Annotated in this window: 18 protein-coding genes, 5 tRNA genes, 1 other RNA gene, 2 pseudogenes and 1 riboswitch; of the genes and pseudogenes, 9 read left to right on the top strand and 17 right to left on the bottom strand. The window is 50.3% G+C overall.

Annotated features, from left to right (window positions below; translation table 11 throughout):
* Positions 1-414: 414 nt before the first annotated feature.
* Both glyS and glyQ read right to left on the bottom strand, forming a co-directional pair.
* Positions 415-2,478 carry a glycine--tRNA ligase subunit beta gene (gene glyS / locus RSJ68_08360; protein WNU96463.1) on the bottom strand — a complete coding sequence of 688 codons (2,064 nt, stop codon included), beginning with the start codon at positions 2,476-2,478 and terminating at the stop codon, positions 415-417.
* A gap of 116 nt (positions 2,479-2,594) precedes the next feature.
* Entirely contained in the window at positions 2,595-3,491 is an 897-nt protein-coding gene (gene glyQ / locus RSJ68_08365) for a glycine--tRNA ligase subunit alpha (GenBank protein ID WNU96464.1), read from the bottom strand.
* Positions 3,492-3,679: 188 nt separating this feature from the next.
* Between glyQ and RSJ68_08370 the strand changes: the two genes are divergently transcribed.
* A complete protein-coding gene (locus tag RSJ68_08370) occupies positions 3,680-4,474 on the top strand; it encodes a 3'-5' exonuclease (GenBank protein WNU96465.1) in 795 nt (264 codons plus the stop codon).
* Between the two features lie 353 nt (positions 4,475-4,827).
* On the opposite strand, the gene RSJ68_08375 is transcribed toward RSJ68_08370, so the two are convergent.
* The 5 genes from RSJ68_08375 to RSJ68_08395 form a co-directional block, all read right to left on the bottom strand.
* Positions 4,828-4,904: transfer RNA gene (locus RSJ68_08375), tRNA-Asp, on the bottom strand.
* Positions 4,905-4,936: 32 nt separating this feature from the next.
* Positions 4,937-5,012, bottom strand: a tRNA-Val gene (locus RSJ68_08380).
* Between the two features lie 40 nt (positions 5,013-5,052).
* Positions 5,053-5,129, bottom strand: a tRNA-Asp gene (locus tag RSJ68_08385).
* A 32-nt stretch (positions 5,130-5,161) separates the two neighbouring features.
* Positions 5,162-5,237: transfer RNA gene (locus RSJ68_08390), tRNA-Val, on the bottom strand.
* A 72-nt stretch (positions 5,238-5,309) separates the two neighbouring features.
* Positions 5,310-7,298, bottom strand: a complete 1,989-nt coding sequence (locus RSJ68_08395; GenBank protein ID WNU96466.1) for a cation:proton antiporter — start codon at positions 7,296-7,298, stop codon at positions 5,310-5,312.
* A 253-nt stretch (positions 7,299-7,551) separates the two neighbouring features.
* Here RSJ68_08395 and RSJ68_08400 point away from each other — a divergent pair, with 253 nt between their 5' ends.
* Both RSJ68_08400 and RSJ68_08405 read left to right on the top strand, forming a co-directional pair.
* The gene (locus RSJ68_08400; GenBank protein ID WNU96467.1) at positions 7,552-8,019 is read left to right on the top strand and encodes a YchJ family protein; all 468 of its coding nucleotides are present in this window, start codon (positions 7,552-7,554) and stop codon (positions 8,017-8,019) included.
* Between the two features lie 513 nt (positions 8,020-8,532).
* Positions 8,533-8,637 (top strand): annotated as a pseudogene (locus RSJ68_08405) (IS5/IS1182 family transposase).
* Positions 8,638-8,863: 226 nt separating this feature from the next.
* Here RSJ68_08405 and rpsI read toward each other — a convergent pair.
* From rpsI to RSJ68_08435, 6 genes are all read right to left on the bottom strand, one after another.
* Positions 8,864-9,256, bottom strand: a complete 393-nt coding sequence (gene rpsI, locus RSJ68_08410; GenBank protein WNU96468.1) for a 30S ribosomal protein S9 — start codon at positions 9,254-9,256, stop codon at positions 8,864-8,866.
* 9 nt (positions 9,257-9,265) lie between these two features.
* On the bottom strand, positions 9,266-9,697 hold the full coding sequence (gene rplM / locus RSJ68_08415; protein ID WNU96469.1) for a 50S ribosomal protein L13: 432 nt from the start codon (positions 9,695-9,697) through the stop codon (positions 9,266-9,268).
* 258 nt (positions 9,698-9,955) lie between these two features.
* A non-coding RNA gene (gene ssrS, locus RSJ68_08420) (6S RNA) lies at positions 9,956-10,135 on the bottom strand.
* 7 nt (positions 10,136-10,142) lie between these two features.
* Complete coding sequence (locus RSJ68_08425) at positions 10,143-10,445, bottom strand: cell division protein ZapA (GenBank protein ID WNU96470.1); 303 nt, start codon at positions 10,443-10,445, stop codon at positions 10,143-10,145.
* A 9-nt stretch (positions 10,446-10,454) separates the two neighbouring features.
* Positions 10,455-10,778 (bottom strand): hypothetical protein, encoded by a 324-nt coding sequence (locus RSJ68_08430; GenBank protein WNU96471.1) that lies wholly within the window; start codon positions 10,776-10,778, stop codon positions 10,455-10,457.
* A 141-nt stretch (positions 10,779-10,919) separates the two neighbouring features.
* On the bottom strand, positions 10,920-11,909 hold the full coding sequence (locus RSJ68_08435; protein WNU96472.1) for an NAD(P)H-dependent glycerol-3-phosphate dehydrogenase: 990 nt from the start codon (positions 11,907-11,909) through the stop codon (positions 10,920-10,922).
* A 328-nt stretch (positions 11,910-12,237) separates the two neighbouring features.
* On the opposite strand from RSJ68_08435, the pseudogene RSJ68_08440 reads away from it, so the two are divergent.
* A pseudogene (locus RSJ68_08440) lies at positions 12,238-13,426 on the top strand (cytochrome-c peroxidase).
* 213 nt (positions 13,427-13,639) lie between these two features.
* Positions 13,640-13,739: riboswitch (TPP riboswitch) on the top strand.
* A gap of 92 nt (positions 13,740-13,831) precedes the next feature.
* Positions 13,832-15,733, top strand: coding sequence for a phosphomethylpyrimidine synthase ThiC (thiC, locus tag RSJ68_08445; protein WNU96473.1), 1,902 nt, complete (start codon positions 13,832-13,834; stop codon positions 15,731-15,733).
* Positions 15,734-16,105: 372 nt separating this feature from the next.
* Here thiC and rpmA read toward each other — a convergent pair whose 3' ends face one another.
* Positions 16,106-16,378, bottom strand: a complete 273-nt coding sequence (rpmA, locus tag RSJ68_08450) for a 50S ribosomal protein L27 (protein ID WNU96474.1) — start codon at positions 16,376-16,378, stop codon at positions 16,106-16,108.
* A gap of 25 nt (positions 16,379-16,403) precedes the next feature.
* On the bottom strand, positions 16,404-16,712 hold the full coding sequence (rplU, locus tag RSJ68_08455) for a 50S ribosomal protein L21 (protein ID WNU96475.1): 309 nt from the start codon (positions 16,710-16,712) through the stop codon (positions 16,404-16,406).
* Between the two features lie 262 nt (positions 16,713-16,974).
* Between rplU and RSJ68_08460 the strand changes: the two genes are divergently transcribed.
* The 4 genes from RSJ68_08460 to ubiM all read left to right on the top strand — a co-directional run bounded on the left by RSJ68_08460 (position 16,975) and on the right by ubiM (position 19,882).
* Positions 16,975-17,949 carry a polyprenyl synthetase family protein gene (locus RSJ68_08460; GenBank protein WNU96476.1) on the top strand — a complete coding sequence of 325 codons (975 nt, stop codon included), beginning with the start codon at positions 16,975-16,977 and terminating at the stop codon, positions 17,947-17,949.
* 5 nt (positions 17,950-17,954) lie between these two features.
* Positions 17,955-18,401 (top strand): DUF441 domain-containing protein, encoded by a 447-nt coding sequence (locus tag RSJ68_08465; protein ID WNU96477.1) that lies wholly within the window; start codon positions 17,955-17,957, stop codon positions 18,399-18,401.
* 4 nt (positions 18,402-18,405) lie between these two features.
* Positions 18,406-18,480: transfer RNA gene (locus RSJ68_08470), tRNA-Arg, on the top strand.
* 217 nt (positions 18,481-18,697) lie between these two features.
* On the top strand, positions 18,698-19,882 hold the full coding sequence (ubiM, locus tag RSJ68_08475; GenBank protein ID WNU96478.1) for a 5-demethoxyubiquinol-8 5-hydroxylase UbiM: 1,185 nt from the start codon (positions 18,698-18,700) through the stop codon (positions 19,880-19,882).
* 142 nt (positions 19,883-20,024) lie between these two features.
* Here the strand turns inward: ubiM and rpmG are convergent, their stop codons facing one another.
* Both rpmG and rpmB read right to left on the bottom strand, forming a co-directional pair.
* Entirely contained in the window at positions 20,025-20,180 is a 156-nt protein-coding gene (rpmG, locus tag RSJ68_08480; GenBank protein ID WNU96479.1) for a 50S ribosomal protein L33, read from the bottom strand.
* 28 nt (positions 20,181-20,208) lie between these two features.
* The gene (gene rpmB, locus RSJ68_08485) at positions 20,209-20,442 is read right to left on the bottom strand and encodes a 50S ribosomal protein L28 (GenBank protein ID WNU96480.1); all 234 of its coding nucleotides are present in this window, start codon (positions 20,440-20,442) and stop codon (positions 20,209-20,211) included.
* Between the last annotated feature and the right edge of the window lie 115 nt (positions 20,443-20,557).

Raw genomic sequence — 20,557 nt, forward strand, 5'->3', positions numbered from 1 at the left:
GCATTGGGTTGATGATTTTTAGAACAAACTTGCCAAACCATATGCTGTCCGGCAAACCAAAACTTGTGGCACAAGCTTTATCGGCAAATTATGCCGAAAACTTTAAAAGCTTTTTCCATAACATTTGAAAGCAAAGTCCATGCTGCATCACCTTCGTCATTTCCACACAGACAAAAGTCTATATTTCAGTCTTTCAAGAATATTTAAATATTTCCAAGATTTCTAATCTTTAGGTTTCCACTTGCACGAAAATAGTAGAGCCAATCTCGAAAACGAAATAAGTTCGCTATATAAATCGGTTACCTAGCTCCCCCACCCCGCAACCGCGAACCTGAAACAATCAAAAAGGTCGTCTGAAAACGTTGGGCAAAGCTGCTTGTCCGTTTTCAGACGACCTTTATTTATGGCTCGATATTATTCGCCCAAGAGCGCAATATCCGCTACCGCGTTCATCTGCTCTGCCAAGCGGTTCAGCAGGTTCAGGCGGTTTTGTTTTACGGCGGAGTCTTCCGCCATCACCATCACGCCGTCAAAGAAGGCATCGACTTGCGGTTTGACGGAAGCCAGTTCGGACAAGGCGGTTTGGAAATTGCCTTCGGCAACGGCGGCGGCGATTTTCGGCTGCAAGCCTTGTGCGGCGGCGTACAGGGCTTTTTCTTCGTCCTGTTGCAGCAGGCTTTCATCGACTTCGCCCAACTCGGCATCGGCTTTTTTCAGCAGGTTTTGCACGCGTTTGTTGGCGGCAGCGAGCGCGGCGGCTTCGGGCAGTTGTTTGAAAGCGGCGACGGCTTGCAGTTTGGCGGTCAAATCATCCAAACGGCGCGGCTGTTTGGCGAGTACGGCGGCGACGATGTCTTGCGGATAGTCGTTTTGCAGCAACACGGCAAGGCGCGCCTGCATGAAGTCGGCGGTTTCAGACGGCGTTTTTTCATTGAGCAAACCTTTGGGGAAGCTGTCGAAGGTCGTCTGAATCAGCTCGTTTACGTCCAAACCATACTGCATCAGCATCCGCAAAATACCCAAGGCGGCGCGGCGCAGTGCGTAGGGGTCTTTGTCGCCGGTAGGAATCAGACCGATACCCCAAATGCCGACCAGGGTTTCCAGTTTGTCGGCCAGCGCAACGGCAGTGGCAACTTTGCCGTTCGGCAGGTTGTCGCCGGCAAAACGTGGCTGATAGTGCTGCTCGACGGCTTCGGCGATTTCTTCAGTTTCTCCGTCCAAGCGGGCGTAGTATTTGCCCATCGTGCCTTGCAGTTCGGGGAACTCACCGACCATTTCGGTCACCAAGTCGGCTTTCGCCAGACGCGCGGCGCGTTCGGCTGCGGCAGCGTCCGCACCCAAAGCTTTGGCGATGTGGGCGGCAATGCTTTGCAGGCGCTCGATTCGTTCGGCTTGCGAGCCGATTTTGTTGTGATAAACCACGTTCGCCAGCTTGGGCAGGCGGCTTTCCAAAGTTGCTTTTTGGTCTTGCTTGTAGAAGAACTCGGCATCAGACAGGCGCGCGCGCAAAACGCGTTCGTTACCTTGGATGATGTGCGACGGATCGTCGGTTTGCAGGTTGGAGACCAACAGGAAGCGGTTCATCAGCTTGCCGTTTTGGTCGAGCAGCGGGAAGTATTTTTGGTTTTGCTGCATGGTCAGAATCAAACATTCCTGTGGCACGACGAGGAAATGTTCTTCAAAACCGGCTTCCAAAACAACGGGGTATTCGACCAGCGCGGTCACTTCGTCCAGCAGGGCTTCATCGGCGGCTACGGTGGCTTTCAGACGACCTGCCTGCTCGTTCAAAGCCGTCTGAATCGCGGCTTTGCGCTCGGCAAACGAAGCGACGACTTTGCCTTGTTCGCACATTTGGGCGGCGTAGCTGTCGGCGTTTTCAATGGTGATTTCGCCGTTGGACAGGAAGCGGTGTCCCAAGGTTTGATTGCCGCTTTGCAGGCCCAAAACGCTGACGTTCACGATGTCGCCGCCGTGCAGCACAATCAGCCCGTGAACGGGGCGCACGAAGGTAAACGTGCTGCTGCCCCAACGCATCACTTTCGGAATCGGCAGTTTCTTAACCGCTTGATTGATAATGTCTTCCAAAAGTTCGCCCAACGGCTTGCCGGTTTGGATATATTCGTAGGCGTACACGTCTTGCTTGCCGTCGTGGACGATGGTCAAGTCTTCGATTTTCGCGCCTGCGCCGCGTGCGAAACCTTCCAAAGCCTTGGTCGGCGCACCGTCTTTCATGGCATTCGCCACGGCAGGGCCTTTTTTCACGATTTTTTGATCGGCTTGAACGGCTTTCACGTTTTTAACTTGAACGGCCAAACGGCGCGGCGAGGCGTAGGCGGTATATTCGGCTGCGCCGTCAATCAGTTGCGTTTTTTCCAAGCCTTCGGCAACAGAAGCGGCGAAGTGGTTGCCTAGATTATTCAGGGCTTTTGGGGGGAGTTCTTCGGTAAGGAGTTCGATTAAAAGGGTTTGGGTTATCATGTGAGACTTTCTGTTTGTCCGTAGGCCCTGCTTATAAATCCTGCATATGCCGTACGGCCTGTATTAATGGATACTCAATAAAGGTCGTCTGAAAACCTGTTTCAGACGATGTATCGTTATTTTTTAATCAACGGGAAGCCCAGTTTCTCGCGGCTTTCAACGTATTTCTGCGCTACGGTGCGGCTCAGCGCGCGGATGCGGCCGATGTAGGTGGCGCGTTCGGTAACGGAAATGGCGCCGCGTGCGTCTAAGAGGTTGAAGGTGTGTCCGGCTTTGAGGACCAGCTCGTAGGCGGGCAGGGCGAGGCTGGCGTTTTCTTCGGTGAGCAGGCGTTTGGCTTGCGCTTCGTAGTCGTTGAACTGGCGCAGCAGCCAGTCGGCATCGCTGTATTCGAAGTTGTAGGTGGATTGTTCGACTTCGTTTTGGTGGTACACGTCGCCGTAGGTGACGGTGTTGCCGTCCAGCGTTTTTGCCCAAACGAGGTCATAGACGTTTTCCACGCCTTGCAGGTACATCGCCAAGCGTTCGATGCCGTAGGTGATTTCGCCGAGTACAGGCGTGCAGTCGATGCCGCCGACTTGTTGGAAGTAGGTGAACTGAGTCACTTCCATGCCGTTGAGCCAGACTTCCCAGCCCAAGCCCCATGCGCCGAGGGTGGGGTTTTCCCAGTCGTCTTCGACGAAGCGGATGTCGTGGACTTTGGGGTCGATGCCCAATTCGCGCAGGGAGTCGAGATAGAGGTCTTGGATATTGGCGGGAGCAGGCTTGAGGGCAACTTGGAACTGGTAATAGTGTTGCAGGCGGTTGGGATTGTCGCCGTAGCGACCGTCTTTGGGGCGGCGGCTGGGTTGGACGTAGGCGGCAAACCAAGGCTCGGGGCCGAGCGCGCGCAGGCAGGTGGCGGGGTGGGAAGTACCGGCGCCGACTTCCATGTCGAAAGGTTGGATGACGGTGCAGCCTTTGTCTGCCCAGAATGTTTGCAGTTTGAAGATGATTTGTTGGAAGGTGAGCATGGCTTATGGTTCGAATTGGGATAAAAGGGGGATTTTACTGTTTTGACGGTGTTTTGGGTAGGTGTACAGGCAGATGGAATGGTGGGGCGGCGATGTGATTTGACTGTCAATAAATGCGGAAACATGCCACAATGCCGTTATCCTGTTGTCTGTTTTAATCTGTTTTGACTGAATTTGAGGAGTCGCCCATGACCCCGATTTTGGCTTTCGATATTGAAACCGTACCTGATGTGAACGGCATCCGCCTGTTGTACGACCTGCCTGCCTCTTTGCCGGATGACGAGGTGGTCTTGTTCGCCCAGCAGAAACGACGCGCCCAAAACGGCTCTGATTTTATGCAACACCACTTACACCAAGTGGTCGCCATTTCCTGCTGTATGCGCTGGGGGCAGGACAAAATCCACGTCGGCACCATAGGCGAAATGCACGACAGCGAAGAGGAAATGATCGCCAAGTTTTTCGACCTTATCGAAAGCCATACGCCGCAATTGGTCAGTTGGAACGGCGGCGGCTTCGACCTGCCCGTCCTGCATTACCGCGCGCTGATACACGGCATTGCAGCGGCGCGTTATTGGGATATGGGCGAGGGCGATTTCGGCGACAGCCGTGATTTCAAGTGGAACAACTACATCAGCCGCTACCACAACCGCCATTGCGACCTGATGGATCTGCTCGCCCTGTACCAACCGCGTGCCAATGTGCCACTGGACGATATGGCGAAACTTTGCGGCTTCCCCGGCAAACTGGGCATGGACGGCAGCAAAGTTTGGGAGGCGTTCCACGCAGGTCGTCTGAAAGACATCCGCGATTATTGCGAAACCGATGCGGCAAACACTTATTTGATGTTCCTGCGCTTCCGCCTGATGAGCGGCGCTTTGGATGCGGACGAGTATGAAGTGGAAGTCAAACGGCTGAAGCATTACCTGACCGGACAGGCTCAGGACAAACAGCATTGGAATGAGTTTGTCGCCGCGTGGCGTTAAACGTCAGACTTGGAAAGTCTATCGTTCCTACCAATCATAAAGGTCGTCTGAAAAGCATAATCCGGTATGGATTTCTGTTTTCAGACGACCTTAAACAAAATTAGAACCTACAATGGCTTAACTTCAAACCAAAACAACGTTACCTCACCTTAACTCAAAGAGAACACGATTTACTAAGGTTCGAAAGCACAAGGTAATCAACCGCAGACTCTATACAGCCGATCATTCCTCTACCCTATCCTGCTTCAAAGTAAAATCTCTATAAGACGTCGTCTGAAAACCAAATAGCTGTCCTCTCCACGTTCGTTTCTTACGCGTAAAAAAATACCGGCAAAGCCGGTATTTTTGAAATTTGGCGCGGCGGACGGGGCTCGAACCCGCGACCCCCGGCGTGACAGGCCGGTACTCTAACCAACTGAGCTACCACCGCGCATCATTGTTTTACAACAATAAAAGGAAACTTGGTGGGTGATGACGGAGTCGAACCGCCGACATTCTGCTTGTAAGGCAGACGCTCTACCAACTGAGCTAATCACCCGAAAATAAAAAATACCGACGATGTCAGTATTTTTGAAATTTGGCGCGGCGGACGGGGCTCGAACCCGCGACCCCCGGCGTGACAGGCCGGTACTCTAACCAACTGAGCTACCACCGCGCATCATTGTTTTGCAACAATGAAAGGAAACTTGGTGGGTGATGACGGAGTCGAACCGCCGACATTCTGCTTGTAAGGCAGACGCTCTACCAACTGAGCTAATCACCCTTGTCGCTGCGTTTGCGAAGACGCTATTAAATCAAAAAAGCATCCGCCGCGCAAGCTTTATTTTTCAGTGTATTAGGTATTTCCTTGCAAACTCCAGTTTTCAAAAGAAATAATTTCCTCCTGTCTGCCTGCGACGACCAAAATATCATTTGGTTGAAGCTGGAAATCCAAGTCGGGGTTTTCTATCCTGCTTGTGTTTCGGCGGATAAATAGAAGTTTGATGCCTGCGTTATCCAAAGGCAAATCACGGATGGTCTTGCCGATGGCGTAGGCTTCGCCGGTCAGAGGGAAGGCGTGGCGGCATATGGATTTGCCTTCTTCACCGAATCGGTTTTCATCATCGCTGCCGACAAACAAGCCTTCCAGAGAGGCGTAGCGGCTGTGTCGGATGTTGGTAATGGTTTGATAAACGTGGCTGTATGTCGCGCCATTGCCCAACATGGCGTAGCTTGCCAGCACTAAGCTAGTTTCTTTGGTATCGGATACTGCTTCTTCTGCGCCCATATCTGTGAAGATTTTAACGTAATCATCATTGTTCGCCCGAACATACACAGGCATACTCGGATGCAAGGACATGATATTGTCGAGAACATGCTGGGTTTCGTGCATATTGTTCAGGGTAATAACCACCATTTTGGCGCGTTCCAAACCTGCTGCCTCTAAGACTTCGCGCCGTTTGGCGTCGCCGAACGAGACCGGCTCTCCGGCATTGCGCGCGACCTGAACCCTGGCAATATCGAGGTCGAGAGCGAAAAAGGGGATGTTTTCCTGAGCCAAGACCCGTCCGACGGTCTGACCGCCGCGTCCGAAACCGATTATCAGGACGTGGTCGGATTTGCTCATGGTTTCCACTAACATACTGTGCAGATCCACTGCCTTCATATCCCAGCTTGATTTGACAAAACGGCTAACGATGGCATCGCTGCTGCCCAAGATAAATGGGGCGATAATCATGGACAACAGAATCGCTGCTGTAGCCGCCTGCTCCAGCTCGGGCGACACCATATTGATTTTGCTGGAGATGTTTAACATCACAAAACCAAATTCGCCGCCTTGTGCTAAATAGAGGGCTGTTTTCAAGCTGTCCGCAATCGGATGCTTCATATGCAAAGCGATGAAAAAGACGACCAATGCTTTCAATACCAGCAGGATTGCCAGCAAAATCAGAATCTGCTGCCAGCCGCCGATTAAAGCCTGGATATCCAGTTTCATGCCGACCGTGATAAAGAAGAAACCAAGCAGAATATCGCGGAACGGGCGGATGTCGTCTTCCACCTGAAAACGGTATTCCGTTTCCGAAAGCAGCATACCGGCAACGAATGCGCCCAATGCCATCGACAAGCCTTCCAGTTCGGTCAGATAAGCTACGCCCAAGGTTACCAGCAGGACGTTGATCATAAACAATTCAGACGACTTGCGTTTGGCGACCATTCTGAACCAGCGCGACATTACTTTGCTGCCGACAACGAATAACACGCCCAGCGTGACCAGCATTTTCAATCCGGCAAAACCGAGCGCTGCCCACAGGCTGCCTTCATCGCCCTTTCCTGACAACGCGGGAATCAAGATCATCAGCGGTACGACGGCAATATCCTGCATCAACAAGACGCCCATCGCCATTTGACCATGCGGCTGTCCCAATTCGGTTTTTTCGGACAGGATGCGGCTGACGATTGCCGTGGACGACATGGTCATCGCCCCAGCTGCGGCAAACGCCCAATTAAAATTGACGCCCATCAGCATTAAAATGCCGATAATTGACAGCATGGTTACAATAACCTGCAAACCGCCCAGTCCGAACACCAAACGGCGCATGGCTTTGAGCTTGGGCAGGGAGAATTCGAGACCGATACTGAACATCAGGAATACGATACCGATTTCACCCAAATAATCAGTGGCATGGCCTTGCGGAATCAGCTTCAACATACCCGGACCGGCGATAAAACCGACCAAAAGATAACCGAGCATGGAAGGAATGTTGAATTTACGGCAGTAAATCACCGTGATGACGGAAACGAGGAGGACGATAACGATGGGTGCGAGGGAAAAAGTTTCGTGCATAGAGCGGGCGGCCTTGATGTTTGGCTGGGAAATAACTATTTTATTTATGGCAGGCCGTCCGAGCGGACGCGGAATAGCATTCCGGCATTGTCGGGACGGAGCTAAGGTATTCTATCAAAAAACCTTGTAAAATAATGTTCCTATAAAACAAATAATACCGAATAAATGAACATTTCAAATATTTTTGTCTCAGACGACTTACTAGAGTAACTTTTATTCCCTCAACAAAGCAAACCTTAATAGGACATCTTCCATGCTCCCTACCCCTTGCCCATGTTCTTCTTCCCTCCCCTACGCTGAATGCTGCCACACCTTCCATACCTATCAAACTCATCCGCAGACTGCCGAAAAACTGATGCGCTCAAGATACAGTGCCTATGTGTTACATAATATTGATTATATTGTTGCCACCACAGTTCCCTCCCAGCAAAATCTGCTGAATCAAGAAGAAATACAGCAATGGAGCCGAGGAACCCTTTGGCTGGGATTAGAAGTAATCCACCATACCCTCATCGGCAAACGCCACGCGCAAGTTGAATTTAATGCCCATTTTCAAGATGGAGCTGAAACGGCATATCATCATGAACTATCTACATTCGTCAATATTGACGGATACTGGTACTTTATTGATCCAACCGCTCCACTCCCGACAATGAAGCAAGCCTGCATCTGCGGTTCAGGAAAAAAATTCAAGGCATGCTGCAGACAATTTTTCAAATAAGGCAGAATCAAAATCACAAAGGTCGTCTGAAAAACATATTTCAGACGACCTTTTCATCTTCATAAGGCAACATAAAAAACTTAGATAAAAAAAACCATTCATACCAAGGGAGAAGTATGAATGGCCAATACATTGCGGGAAAACGTCTTACTTGCTGCACCGCCCAAAAGGGATAAAAGAGCGGTGTGTGTCAGCAATTTGGATTCTACTATTTTTAGTATTAAATGTCGTTAAGAAGTGAAATATTTTGAATATATTGCGCAGAATTTAAGATAGACGTTAGTTTATTAAGATAAGCGGTATATTTTGCCATTATTTGTATTGGTTATTTTGCAACACCTCACTAGAACAATCATCTGAGAAGTATTTCCATATTACATCACCTCTCAAAATCAAACTTTAGAAGTAAAGATTTTCTTGGAGCTCCATCCATACACTATTAACAGGAAAAGTATATACCCCCCCCCCCCTTAAACCAAAAATGTCTTATCCCAAAGCCTTAAAATGAAGAGTTATAGTGGATTAAATTTAAATTAGGACAAGGCGACGAAGCCGCAGACAGTACAGATAGTACGGCAAGGCGAGGCAACGCCGTACTGGTTTAAAGTTAATCCACTATAATTCATCATTATTTTGATACCAATGAGAATTCATAGAGTTAAAAATAGATTAGTATTACAAACACTCCTAAAATACTCCTAATATCTGTCCCTAAAAAATAGAACCATCCTATTTGTTAAAATCAAACTTTTTAGAAAAACGCTCATTATTCTTTTAATATTTACATGAATTAGCCCATAAAAAAGCCCTGCATTGCAGGGCTTTTTGAGATTCCAAAAACGAATTAACGTTTGGAGAATTGTTTTGCGCGGCGTGCTTTGCGCAGACCCGGTTTTTTACGTTCAACTTCACGGGCATCGCGAGTCACGAAACCGGCTTGAGACAAGGCAGGTTTCAGCGCAGCGTCGAAGTCGATCAGGGCGCGGGTAATGCCGTGGCGGATAGCGCCGGATTGACCGGTTTCACCGCCGCCGATAACGTTGACTTTGATGTCGAACGCTTCAGCGTTTTCAGTCAGAACCAAAGGTTGGCGAACAACCATGCGGCTGGTTTCGCGGGCGAAGAATTCATCAACGGGACGACCGTTTACGATGATTTGGCCGGTACCTTTAGTCAGGAATACACGAGCCACTGAACTTTTGCGGCGGCCTGTGCCGTAGTAGTATTTACCGTTCATGTCGTGTCCTTATTTCAATTCCAAAACTTTGGGTTGTTGTGCGGCATGGGCGTGTTCTGCACCAGCGTACACTTTCAGTTTTTTGATCATGGCGTAACCCAATGGGCCTTTAGGCAACATGCCTTTTACGGCTTGTTCCAAAGCGCGGCCTGGGAATTGCTCTTGCATTTCACGGAAAGTACGCTCGTAGATACCGCCGGGGAAACCGGAGTGACGGAAGTATTTTTTGTCTTCGAATTTGGCACCGGTTACACGCAGTTTGTCCGCGTTGATGACGATGATGTAGTCGCCGGTGTCAACGTGGGGGGTGTATTCAGGTTTGTGCTTGCCACGCAGACGGTGTGCGACTTCGGCTGCAACGCGACCCAGAACTTTATCTTGGGCGTCGATAACGAACCATTCGCGCTTCACCTCGTGGGGTTTCGCTGAAAAGGTTTTCATAGTGGAAATCCAGATAGATATAGAAAGTTGTGAATTTTAAAGATGGGATTGGCTTTTGTCAATCGGATTAGGATCGTCTGAAAGTGTTTTTTCTATGATGGCGTTTTTATGCATTGGGAAATGTTGTTTTTAAGCTGGAAAACATTGCTGATGTTCCAAAATATCGGGATGTGTTTTCAATTTGATGCTTGGTTTTCAGACGACGTCGAAGCCGATGATAAATGAAAGCCATGCCGCAATCGGGCATGGCTTGATATGGGAATCCCCGCGAGAGCCGTTTTGGCTGAATCCGCTTGAACCTTGTTGACAAGGCGGTCACCTCGGGCAGTTTCGGGTGCATCTAAGGATAGACGCTCGCGCCCACTGCAACTCCCGGCAACCTTAAGCGAACTTATTGGTTCAAAGGAATATATGCCTTCGCGGACACCGCAGGGAAAAAGAAAAATCAGTTTTGTTCCAACCGCGCCAAAGCTTTTTGGCAGGCGTTGTTCATGTCGGTTATTTTACGCTCAAATTCACCTATTGCCAAATCGTCTTTGAGTGTGATTTTAAGGAGGTCGTGGACAACGTTGAGCGCGGTCATAATGGCGATTTTATCGCTGCCGACAATGCGTCCGCTCTCTTTGATGGCGGCACTTTTTTTGTTGAGCATATCAACGGCTTGGAGCAGGGTATCTTTTTCTTCGCTCGGGGTGTTGATGGTGAAATTGACATTCATGATGTCGAGGCTGACTTGTTCGATACTCATGGCGTGTCCTTATGATTGCGTTTCTTGCGGCAGGCGGGCAATGAGCCGGCGGATTTTTTCTGCAGTCTGCTCTAATGCGCTGCGGTATTGTTCTTTTTCGGCGGTAAGGTTGTCGATTTTGCCTTGTAGGTCTTCTTTGAGTTTGCCGACTTGTACGAGCAGCGCTTCGCTCAATTCGTCAACGGCGGCTTCGTGTTCGCGCTTTTGTTGTTCATGCTCGAGCTTGAGGCGGTCGATTTCTTCGTTAAGGCGGCGGTTTTCACCAACAAGGGTTTCAAATTTTTGGGCCAGCTGGTAAACGCTGACTTCCAAGGTGTCGAGTGATTGATTCATGTATAGGCTTCCGTATTGCCGCATGGTGGCAGGCGGTCAGGATATTAGGATGATGATGCAGGGATGTCAATCGCTGCCGAATGTTGAGGTCGTCTGAAACTTTTTGGCTTGATGTTTTCAGACGACCTTTGCCGTTCGGTCTTACTCAAAGCGCGCGCTGCGCTCCATGAGTCTTTCTGCAACTTGCTGCGGGGTCATTTCCTTGCGGATGAGTTGCAGCAGGGTTTGGGTAATGGGCATATCGATTTGGTATTTCACAGCGGTGTTAAACACTTCTTCGATGGTGCTGACGCCCTCGGAAACATGGCCGATTTCCACCAACACTTGATGCAGTTCTTTGCCTTCTGCCAAACCCAAACCGACACGGCGGTTGCGCGAAAGTGCGCCGGTACAGGTCAGGATAAGGTCGCCGATACCGGCAAGCCCCATCATGGTTTTGGGCTGCGCACCCATAGCCATGGCAAGACGGGTAATTTCGGCGAGACCGCGCGTCACCAGCGCCGCACGCGCATTGAGCCCGTATTCGAGACCGTCGGAAAGACCGGTGGCGATTGCCATCACGTTTTTGACGGCACCGCCGACAGCCACGCCGATAACGTCTGTGCTGCCGTAAAGGCGCATTACGTTGGTGTTGAGCTGCGGCACCAATTCCTCAATCCACTCCTGATTTTCTGAGGCGACAACCACAGCACAAGGCAGTTGTTTGGCGAGTTCTTGGGCAAAGCTCGGACCTGACAGCACGCCGATTTTTTTGTTCTCAGGCAATACTTCTTTCAATACTTGGAAGGTCAACAGCCCTGTGTCTTGTTCAAAGCCTTTGCAGGCAGCAAGGACGGGAATATGGTCGGCATTGTGTTGTTTGAGGAGTTCCGCGCTGCTTCTCAAGCCCGCGACAGAAGTTACGACAAGGACGAGCCCGCTGTCTTTGAGCGCATCACCCAAATCGGCGTAAACGGTTAAGGATTCAGGGAAAGGGAAACCGGGCAGGCCGCGTTTGTTTTCACGTTCTGCCTGCAATGTACGGACTTGTTCGGGATTGCGTGTCCAAAGGGCGACTTCGTTGCCGTGGCTGGCAAAGTGCAGGGCAAGGGCTGTACCCCAAGAACCTGCGCCGATGACGGTAATTTTCATTGTGTGTCTTCCAACGGTAAATTGTCGTTTAATTTAAACCAATCGGCTTGGCAGTGCAAGCGATAGAGGCCCATTCAACATGAAAACCGCATGAAAATGCAGAAGCTATCGCATATATTGTTTGTCTCTATTGAAAATCCAATATTGATTTACCGCAAAGGGCAAACTCCGCCCGCTGTTTATACTTCGCGGACAAAAAAAGCCGGACATATCAAACGGACGCAAACAAAGCGGAATGTCATTCCCCATTTTCGCCCGCCATTCATCACGGCAATCAACGGAAACGGTGCTTACTCATAATAATATCCACTACAAAAAGGAACACGCCATGAACCACCGCAACACCCGACTGCTCCTGTCGCTTGCTGTTTTATCCGCATTAGCCGCCTGTGGCGGACAGGAAAGCAAGGAACAAAAACCTGCTTCCGCACCGACCGAAGCCTCTGCCGTTCAGACGACCCCTGACGCTGCTTCAACCGCCTCAGCAGCGTCCCAAGCCGCCGTTGACAGCAATGCCTCTCCTGAAGACCAAGAGCTGCTCAAACGCGCACAAGGCATCTTCAAACCGCTGCCGAGCGCCGAAGAAATGCAGAAACTGCGCCCGTTTACCGAAGAACAGGTCAAACTCGGCCATCAATTATGGTATGAACCACGCCTCTCCAAAGGCAACACCGTGAGCTGCAACTCCTGCCACAACCTTGCCACCGCAGGCGTGGACAACCTGCCGACCAGCCAAGGCCATACATAAAGGACAGTTTGGCGGACGCAACTCCCCGACCGCTTTAAACGCCGCCCTGCTCGGCATGCAGTTCTGGGACGGACGCGCGGCTGACGTTGAAGAACAAGCCGGCGGACCGTTGGTGAACCCTGTGGAAATGGCAAACGACTCGCAAGAAGCAGCCGCTGCCAAAATCGCCAAAATCCCCGAATATCAAGAACTGTTTAAAACCGCATTCCCTGAAGACGGCGCAGTTTCCTTCAAAAACATCACCACCGCACTGGGCGCATTCGAACGCACCCTGTTGACACCGACCAAATGGGACGACTACCTCAAAGGCAACGTCAACGCCCTGAGCGAACAAGAGCGCAAAGGCGTGCGCGCCTTTATGGACAACGGCTGTATCGCCTGCCACAGCGGCGTCAACCTCGGCGGCGCAACCTTCCAAAAATTCGGTTTGGTTGAAGGCCCGTACTGGAAATTCATCGAAGATCCGAAACACGACAAAGGCCGTGCCGACGTAACCAAAAAAGCTGAAGACGAATTCTTCTTCCGCGTCCCCGGCTTGCGTAACGTTGCCAAAACTTATCCATATTTCCACAACGGCAGCGTTTGGGAATTGGACAAAGCCGTTACCATCATGGGTAAAGCGCAACTGGGCAAAGACTTATCGAAAGAAGACACCGACAACATCGTTGCCTTCCTGAAAACCCTGTCCGGCAATGTTTCCGACACCGCCCGCACCATGCCCGAACTGCCTTTGTCTGCACCGATGGAATCCCATCCGAACAATAAATAAGACATAGATTTAGGGTAACGGAACCCGTTATCCTAAATTTGTGCCATACCAAACGTCGTCTGAAAAAGTTGTTCTGCTTTTCAGACGACGTTTCGATTTATGGAAACGCAATATAGCTATCCCCTCGATATTTAAGCCATTCATTCCTTAAAATACCGATGTCAGCCCTGTTAAGATTTCCAACAAACTCCAATCGTGGTTTATAATCCCATTCTAACGAAACAGGGGTGCTGCCTGATGTGCAGGCGGCTGAGAAATACCCTTTACACCCGATCGGGATAATACCTGCGTGGGGAGTTTTCACGGATTCTGTCTTTCGGACGACCTTTTTTGATATTGGGGTCGTCTGAAAAAGCAAAACGCTCCTGTTTCTTCTTTTCAAACGAGAAAACAGGAGCATTTTTTATGACTACGCCAAAGAAAACCGCCAAAACCTCCGGCAACGAAGCACGCGAGCTTGCCGACTTGAGCGAAGACATCGGCATCCGCTTCAAATATCCGAACTCGGAGCGCGTGTATCTGCAAGGCAGCCGCGACGACATCCGCGTGCCTTTGCGCGAAATCCGTCAGGACGACACCTACACGGCGCAAGGCACGGAAGCCAACCCGCCGATTCCCGTCTATGACACCAGCGGCGTGTACGGCGATCCGGCGGCACACATCGACCTGAAACAAGGTTTGCCGCACGTCCGCACCGCATGGTTGGACGAACGCGGCGATACCGAAATCCTGCCCAAGCTTTCCAGCGAATACGGCATCGAACGCGCACACGATCCGCAAACCGCCCATCTGCGCTTCAACCAAATCACCCGCCCGCGCCGCGCGAAAAGCGGCAGCAACGTAACCCAGCTTCACTATGCGCGCCGCGGCATCATCACGCCCGAAATGGAGTTTGCCGCCATACGCGAACGTATGAAGCTGGACGAACTTTTCAGACGGCCCGAATACGCCAAGCTCTTGAAACAGCACGCAGGGCAAAATTTCGGCGCGAATATCCCGACCCACCCCGACCAAATCACGCCCGAATTCGTGCGCCGAGAAATTGCCGCCGGACGCGCGATTATCCCCGCCAACATCAACCACCCCGAACTCGAACCGATGATTATCGGCCGCAACTTCCGCGTCAAAATCAACGGCAACTTGGGCAACTCCGCCGTAACCTCCAGCCTGACCGAAGAAGTCGAAAAAATGGTGTGGTCGCTGCGTTGGGGCGCGGACACGATTATGGATTTGTCCACCGGCGCGCATATCCACGAGACGCGCGAATGGATTATCCGCAACGCGCCCGTTCCCATCGGCACCGTGCCCATCTATCAGGCTTTGGAAAAAACCGGCGGCATTGCCGAAGATTTGACTTGGGATTTGTTCCGCGACACCTTAATCGAGCAGGCGGAACAAGGCGTGGACTATTTCACCATACACGCGGGCGTGTTGCTGCGCTATGTGCCGATGACCGCCAACCGCCTCACCGGCATCGTATCGCGCGGCGGCTCCATCATGGCGAAATGGTGTCTCGCCCACCATCGGGAAAACTTCCTCTACACGCATTTCGACGAAATCTGCGAAATCATGAAAGCCTACGACGTGTCGTTCAGCCTCGGCGACGGCCTGCGCCCCGGCTGCATTGCCGATGCCAACGACGAATCCCAGTTCGCCGAATTGCACACCTTGGGCGAATTGACCGCCAAAGCGTGGGAACACGACGTACAAGTCATGATCGAAGGCCCCGGCCATGTGCCGCTGCAACGCGTCAAAGAAAACATGACCGAAGAGCTGCAACACTGCTTTGAAGCGCCTTTCTACACACTCGGCCCGCTCGTTACCGACATCGCCCCCGGCTACGACCACATCACCTCGGGCATAGGCGCGACCAACATCGGCTGGTACGGCACAGCCATGCTCTGCTACGTTACCCCGAAAGAGCATCTCGGCCTGCCCGACAAAGAAGACGTGCGTACCGGCATCATCACCTACAAACTCGCCGCCCACGCCGCCGACCTCGCCAAAGGCTGGCCGGGCGCACAGTTGCGCGACAATGCCCTGAGCAAGGCGCGTTTCGAATTCCGCTGGCGCGACCAATTCCGCCTCAGCCTCGACCCCGAACGCGCCGAAAGCTTCCACGACGAAACCCTGCCCGCCGAAGGCGCGAAAATCGCCCACTTCTGCTCGATGTGCGGCCCCAAATTCTGCTCGATGAAAATCACGCAGGAAGTGCGCGATTACGCCGACAAGCAAAAAGCCCAACGGCAGGGCATGGAGGAAAAAGCGGTCGAGTTTGTGAAGAAAGGGGCTGAGATTTACAGTTGATAAAAAGGTCGTCTGAAAAGTTTTCAGACGACCTTTTGGTTTTATTGGAAACCTGAAATTTTGGGTATATAAACCGATCTGCTTCATTTTTGACGGAGCACCTATCCTCCGCAGCTATTCTCAGACAGGCAGGAATTCATCAAAATTCCAAGAAACAAGTATTTGAAAAAAGGTTTCCGGAATTCAAAAGCAAATTCTCGCCACAATTTGTCCTCATGCAGAAAGAGACTGAATGACGACTTATGACAGGTGTCGTATCAAAAAACAAATGGCCCGGCTAATGCCGACCTGTAAAACCACTCAACCTGACACAAACAAAAAAGCCGTATTCCCTAAGAAATACGGCTTTCTCAATATCACGATAAACTCGGATTATTCTTCAGAACCGGTGTAAGGACGGATGCTGACCGTTTTACGGTTCAGCGCGCCTTTGGTTTTGAATTCAACATAACCGTCAACTTTGGCGAACAAAGTGTGGTCTTTGCCCATGCCTACGTTGTCACCGGCGTGGAATTTGGTACCGCGTTGGCGGACGATGATGGAACCTGCCGGAATCAGTTCGTTGCCGTAGGCTTTTACGCCCAAGCGTTTGGCTTCTGAATCGCGACCGTTGCGGGTGCTACCGCCTGCTTTTTTACTTGCCATTTGTAATACTCCTAAGTTTCAAAAATTAGGCGATTGCCACGATTTCGATTTGGGTGAAATTTTGGCGGTGGCCTTGGCGTTTTTGGTAGTGTTTACGGCGGCGCATTTTGAAAATGCGTACTTTCTCGCCGCGACCATGGGCTACTACTTTAGCTGTTACTTTTGCGCCTTCAATGAAAGGAGCGCCAACTTTTACAGATTCGCCGTCAGCAATCATCAAAACTTCGGTCAGTTCGATTTGGCTGTCGAGTTCGGCTGGTATCTGTTCTACTTTCAATTTTTCGCCAACGGCAACTTTATATTGTTTACCGCCGGTTTTTACGACCGCGTACATACTCAACTCCATGAGAATTATGGTTAATATCCCGCACACCATTGTGCGAAACGTGGCATTCTATTGCTATTTGCCTGTTTTGTCAAAGTTTATTTCGTTTGTGGGGTCAGGGTCGTCTGAAAGATGTGTCAAACGGGCTTTGCTGCTATAATCGCGCGTTGGATTGCCGATATTTTTTATGCGGCAATATTATTTCCGCCTTATACCCAACCCATTTATTTATACGGCAAGCCTGCTTCATTTTGCCGACTGAGAATGTGTTATGCTCGAAAACCTGCCTTATTTCCAACGCCATCTGCCTGAAGACCTTTCACGGGTCAATGAGGTGATCAACCAAGCGGTTCAGTCTGATGTTGCGCTGATTTCGCAAATCGGTACTTATATTATCAGTGCCGGCGGTAAGCGTCTGCGTCCGATTATGACGATTTTGGCAGGTAAGTCGGTCGGCTATGATGGAGATAAGCTGTATGCTTTGGCGGCAATGGTGGAATTTATCCACACTTCGACCTTGCTGCATGACGATGTTGTCGATGAAAGCGATTTGCGCCGCGGACGTGAAACGGCGAATAATCTGTTCGGCAACGCGGCGGCGGTGTTGGTCGGCGACTTTTTATATACGCGCGCTTTCCAATTGATGGTTGATTCCGGCAGTATGCGCATTTTGGAAGTCATGGCGGATGCAACCAATATTATTGCCGAAGGCGAGGTCATGCAGCTGATGAACATCGGCAATACCGATATTACTGAAGCGCAATATGTTCAAGTGATTCAATATAAAACGGCCAAATTGTTTGAAGCGGCCGCGCAGGTTGGCGCGATTTTGGGCAATGCGTCCCCCGAACATGAGCAGGCGTTGAAAGACTACGGCATGTATGTCGGTACGGCGTTCCAAATTATTGATGATGTTTTGGATTATTCGGGCGAAACCGAAGAAATCGGTAAAAACGTCGGCGACGATTTGGCAGAAGGCAAACCGACTTTGCCGCTGATTTATCTGATGCACAACGGTTCGAAACAAGTGGCGGACGATGTGCGCCACGCTCTGGAAAATGCGGACCGCAGCAGTTTCCAAAAAATCCATGATTATGTTGTCCATTCCGATGCGCTGACTTATTCGATTTCCGAAGCACGAAAAGCCGTTGAGCAAGCCGTGGCTTCTTTGGCAGTATTGCCCGACAGCGAAGTCAAGCAGGCTATGATTCAGTTGGCCGAGGAATCATTGGCACGGGTTTCTTAAATCTGATGAATTTCAATTTCGTCCCGATGTTTTTGGTGACGCTGATTTTTCTCGGCGTCGTCAGCAACAACAACTCGATTACGATTTCCGCAGCAGTTTTGCTTTTAATGCAACAGACTGCTTTGTCGCAATATATTCCTTTCATGGAAAAACACGGCTTGCATTTTGGGATTATTTTGCTGACAATCGGGGTTTTAAGTCCGCTGGTTTCAGGGAAGGTTCAAATTCCGCCGCTGTCGGAATTTGTCAATTTCAAAATGATTGCCGCCGTATTAATCGGCATCCTTGTCGCCTGGCTGGCAGGGCGCGGCGTACCGCTGATGAGCGAACAGCCTGTTTTGGTAACAGGTCTTTTGATTGGTACGGTTATCGGTGTGGCGTTTATGGGCGGCATTCCGGTCGGTCCGCTGATTGCCGCAGGATTATTATCGTTTATTGCAGGAAAAGTTTAACACACTCGCCATAGTTCAACGGATAGAACGTATGCCTCCTAAGCGTAAAATACAGGTTCGATTCCTGTTGGCGAGGCCATCACTGCAAAATATGTCGTATTGAATACCCACCATCTGCAATCCGGCATTACCCAATTCTTGATTTACATTAAGGCCAAAGTAAAATTTCCTCTAGTCATTTACATCCTTCTTTTTTCTCCATCTATTTTGCTATAATCACACCCAGTTCTTTTTTTCAGACGACCTTACTCCAAGATCCCCTGAACCTCCATTTCATCAAATAAAAAGGATGCCTTATGAGCTTACACAGCGATATTCTCGTCGTAGGTGCGGGACCGGCAGGACTCAGCTTTGCAGCCGAACTGGCCGGAAGCGGTTTAAAAGTTACCCTGATTGAAAAAAGCCCCCTGGAGGTTTTGCAAAATCCGCCTTACGACGGCAGGGAAATAGCGCTAACCCACCTATCCCGCGAAATTATGCAACGCTTGGGCATGTGGGATTTGATTCCGAAAGACGAAATTTACCCCTTACGCGATGCAAAAGTCTTGAACGGGCAGTCCGATTACCAACTCCACTTCCCGCAACCGACCCAAGCGCGCGGCGAACCTGCCGACTGCTTAGGTTATCTGATTTCAAACCACAATATCCGCAAAGCCGCTTATGAAGTCGTATCCAAACTGGAAAACGTTACCATTCTGACCGGTACGGGCGTCAAAGAAGTCAAAACTTCCGAAGATGAAGCCCAAGTCATCTTGGAAAACGGCGAAGTTTTGAGCGGCCGCCTACTCTTGGCAGCAGACAGCCGCTTTTCCCAAACCCGCCGACAACTGGGCATTTCCTCCGATATGCACGATTACAGTCGCACCATGTTTGTCTGCCGCATGAAGCATACCCTGTCCAACCAGCATACCGCTTACGAATGCTTCCACTACGGCCGCACCATCGCCCTGCTACCCTTGGAAGAACATCTGACCAACACAGTCATTACCGTCGATAGCGACAAGGCAGACACCATCAAAAAAATGTCTCCCGAAGAATTGGCAGCCAGCGTCAAAGAGCAACTCAAAGGCCGTTTGGGCGACATGGAATTGGTCAGCACCATTCACAACTACCCCTTGGTCGGCATGATTGCCCAACGCTTCTATGGCAAACGCAGCGCCTTAATCGGCGACGCCGCCGTAGGTATGCACCCTGTTACCGCACACGGTTTCAACTTAGGTCTATCCAGCGCGGACCTCTTGGCAAAACTGGTTCTCGAAGCAGAACAACGCGGTCAAGACATCGGCGCCACCAGCCTGCTGGAAAAATACAGCACCAAGCATATGCTCCATGCCCAGCCGATTTACCACGGCACCAATATGCTGCTCAAACTCTTTACCAATGAAACCGCGCCTGCCAAAATCCTGCGCGGCTTGGTATTGCGCGCCAGCAACAACTTCCCGCCGCTGAAAAAACTGATTACCAAACAACTGACCGGCTAATCCGTTTAAACACATCAAAAGGTCGTCTGAAATGCTTTTCAGACGACCTTTTATATATTTTCCACAGCAACTTTGAACATATAAGGTTCTAAATAAAAAAGCCCCTGTCCGACAGAGGCTTTTCCATTTCTCAGAAACCGGATTATTTCAATTTGGTTTCTTTGTAAATAACATGTTTGCGGGCAACCGGATCAAATTTTTTGATTTCCAATTTGCCGGGCATAGTGCGTTTATTTTTGGTAGTGGTGTAGAAATGACCAGTACCAGCACTGGATTCCAGTTTGATTTTATCGCGCATTGCAGTAATCCTTAATTAACGGTTTAAATTAAGCTTCGCCGCGAGCACGCAAATCAGCCAATACGACATCAATGCCTACTTTGTCGATGGTACGCAATGCAGCGTTAGAAACGCGCAAGCGAACCCAGCGGTTTTCACTTTCTACCCAGAAACGACGTGATTGCAAGTTAGGCAAAAAACGACGTTTGGTTTTGTTGTTGGCGTGTGATACGTTGTTGCCAGACATCGGGCGCTTACCGGTCACTTTGCAAACTCGTGCCATGGTTAGTCTCCAAACTTCTAAAATAGTAAAACGCGATTTATACCATAAAAAACAGCGTTAGTTCAAGCATTTTGACAAAAAACCGACCGCCTGTCGGGATAAATCTTCCAAATGT

The sequence above is a fragment of the Neisseria sp. DTU_2020_1000833_1_SI_GRL_NUU_006 genome (genome assembly GCA_032388755.1).
Taxonomy (GTDB): domain Bacteria; phylum Pseudomonadota; class Gammaproteobacteria; order Burkholderiales; family Neisseriaceae; genus Neisseria; species Neisseria sicca_C.